At 65.0% G+C, this 1,998-nt stretch carries 1 protein-coding gene; it reads left to right on the top strand.

The window, feature by feature from the left end:
* Positions 1-1,998: VCBS domain-containing protein (locus tag RBB39_RS22680; protein WP_306169436.1), on the top strand; the 1,998-nt coding region annotated here is incomplete at both ends.

The following is a 1,998-nucleotide window of genomic DNA, read 5'->3' as shown; positions in this document are numbered from 1 at the left end:
ACCAGCCAGGGCACCGGCAGCGACGATCTGGCGGATCTGTTCGCCATTGTCGTTACCGACAGCGATGGCGACGAGGCCTCGGCCAGTCTGACCATCGACGTCAACGACGATGTGCCGAAGGCTCGTGATGACAGCGACACCATTGCCGAGGAGACCGCGTCGGTCACCGGTAATGTGCTGGGCAACGACACCACCGGCGCCGACACCACTGATGCCGATCCGGCAAGCGTAGCGCTGGACGCGCCGAGAGGCGCCGGCCATTACGGCACGCTGACGCTCAACAGCGACGGCAGCTACACCTACCAGCTCGACAACGACGATCCGCGGGTCCAGGCGCTCAGCGGCGAAGAGCAACTCACTGAGACCTTTGCCTACACCCTGACCGACGCCGATGGCGACACCTCACCGGCGACGCTGACCATCACCGTGACCGGCACCGACGACGGCGTCAGCCTCTCTGGCCTGGCGAGCGAAGGCAGCGACGTTTCTGTCAGCGAAGCGAATCTGGAAGAGGGCTCCGCGGCGGATGCTGCGGCTCTGACCCAGCCTGGCAACTTTACGTTCGCCAGCGTTGATGGCGTGGCCAGCGTACAGGTGGGCAACCAGTCGTTGACCCTGGCCCAGCTGCAGGGGGTGTCCGCCGATAGTCCGGTGGTGGTCGATACCGAATACGGCAGCCTTAGCCTGACCGGCTTTACACCGTCGGATAGTGCCAACCCGGCCGCCGGCGGCACCGTGAGCTACAGCTACACGCTGGACACCCGCGTCGACAACGACAGCCAGGCTGACGCCATGGATGCCGGCTTTACCGAGACGGTGGCCCTGGTGGTCACCGACGATGACGGCAGTGCGGCCAACGGCAGCCTCAGCATCGCGATCGCCGACGATAGCCCGTCCGCGAGTAACGACAGCGACACTATCGCCGAGGAGACCGCTTCCGTTTCCGGCAATGTGCTGTCCAACGATACCACCGGCGCCGACACCACTGATGCCGATCCGGCAAGCGTAGCGCTGGACGCGCCGACAGGCGCCGGCCATTACGGCACGCTGACGCTCAACAGCGACGGCAGCTACACCTACCAGCTCGACAACGACGATCCGCGGGTCCAGGCGCTCAGCGGCGAAGAGCAACTCACTGAGACCTTTGCCTACACCCTGACCGACGCCGATGGCGACACCTCACCGGCGACGCTGACCATCACCGTGACCGGCACCGACGACGGCGTCAGCCTCTCTGGCCTGGCGAGCGAAGGCAGCGACGTTTCTGTCAGCGAAGCGAATCTCGCCAGCGGCAGCGATGCCGACAGCAGCGCACTGACCCAGCCTGGCAGCTTTACCTTCGCCAGCGCCGATGGCGTGGCCAGCGTCCAGGTAGGTAATCAGTCGCTGACCCTGGCCCAGCTGCAGGGTCTGTCCGCCGATAGTCCGGTGGTGGTCGATACCGAATACGGCAGCCTTAGCCTGACCGGCTTTACACCGGCAGATAGTGCCAATCCGGCCGCCGGCGGCAGCGTGAGCTACAGCTACACCCTGGACACCCGCGTCGACAATGACAGCCAGGCTGAAGCCACGGATGCCGGCTTCACCGAGACGGTGACCCTGGTGGTCACCGACGATGACGGCAGTGCGGCCAACGGTAGCCTCAGCATCGCGATCGCCGATGACGGCCCGACCATCGAGTTCGTCGAAGTGCCGGCCAGCGTGGTCGAAGGCCAGAGTGTAGATGGCACCTGGACCACCGACGCCGGTGCTGATGGGGCCACCGTCAGCGTGACAGCGGCAGGTGAAACCAAGCCGCTGGGCGACGGTGCTACCGATTTCGTCAGCTTCGATCTCGCCGAAGGCACCCTGACCGTCACTGGTGACGGCAGCTGGACCTTTGAGGCCAAGGACAACCTCGACCAGGCCAACAGTCCTTCGATCGACTTCACCATCACCACCGAAGACAGCGATGGCGATACCGCCACCGATAGCCACACCGTCACCATCACCGACGGC

The sequence above is a fragment of the Halomonas sp. MMSF_3323 genome, assembly GCF_030733595.1.
GTDB lineage: Bacteria > Pseudomonadota > Gammaproteobacteria > Pseudomonadales > Halomonadaceae > Halomonas > Halomonas litopenaei.
Note: the sequence above shows the minus strand (reverse complement) of the source record. Positions and strands in the feature narration are given on the sequence as shown.